This is a genomic window from Bartonella vinsonii subsp. berkhoffii ATCC 51672 (assembly GCF_902825225.1).
Classification (GTDB): domain Bacteria; phylum Pseudomonadota; class Alphaproteobacteria; order Rhizobiales; family Rhizobiaceae; genus Bartonella; species Bartonella berkhoffii.
This window is the reverse complement of sequence record NZ_CADEAK010000107.1, coordinates 1-553: the sequence shown is the minus strand read 5'-3', so window position 1 is coordinate 553 and position 553 is coordinate 1. Positions and strand designations below refer to the sequence as shown.

General features: G+C 47.0%; 1 protein-coding gene and 1 pseudogene. Both read right to left on the bottom strand.

What is annotated here, in order from left to right:
* Positions 1–172 (bottom strand): DUF4815 domain-containing protein (locus tag J7R10_RS10075; RefSeq protein WP_246787412.1); only part of this gene is annotated, 172 nt, incomplete at its 3' end.
* 1 nt (position 173) lies between these two features.
* Positions 174–553 (bottom strand): annotated as a pseudogene (locus tag J7R10_RS08480) (phage tail protein); the annotation flags it as partial.

Below are 553 nucleotides of genomic sequence, written 5' to 3'. Positions count from 1 at the left end.
CTTGTGCCACAAGGCGCCCCAAGCGGTCATGGCGTCCCCTTATGATGGTTTGAACCTCATTCAGTTCACCACTTTGGATAAAGGGGCGTTGTCCATAAAACACAACGCTTTGCTGTTCCTCTTTGCCACGAGATCTGTCAATTGCAAAGGGTAAACCACTTTCATGCTTCATTTTAAAACCTCAATAAAATCTTGAATTGTTCGCGAATATCGGCGCGCAAAGGAATGTTGATAGGTGTTTTGAGTATCTCGACACCGCCCTTCAGTTCATCAGGCTCCAACCAAAGTTTGCCCCAAGGAATATCAAGGGGGATATCAAGGGGAACATCTTGTTTGGGGGTGGCATGAATGAGAACAGAAAAAGAGGCTGCTTGCTTGCCATCAACATCGCCAAAGTCTGTTCGTGCTGCTAGAAAAAGTGCCGTACCCCTCGGGGAGGGCTGATAGTGATTACCTGAATGGTGATAAACACCATCCAAAACCTGTTCGACAGGCGCTACAGCATAGCATCTTCGAAAGCCAATTACGGCATTTTGGCTGTCTCTTAACACGA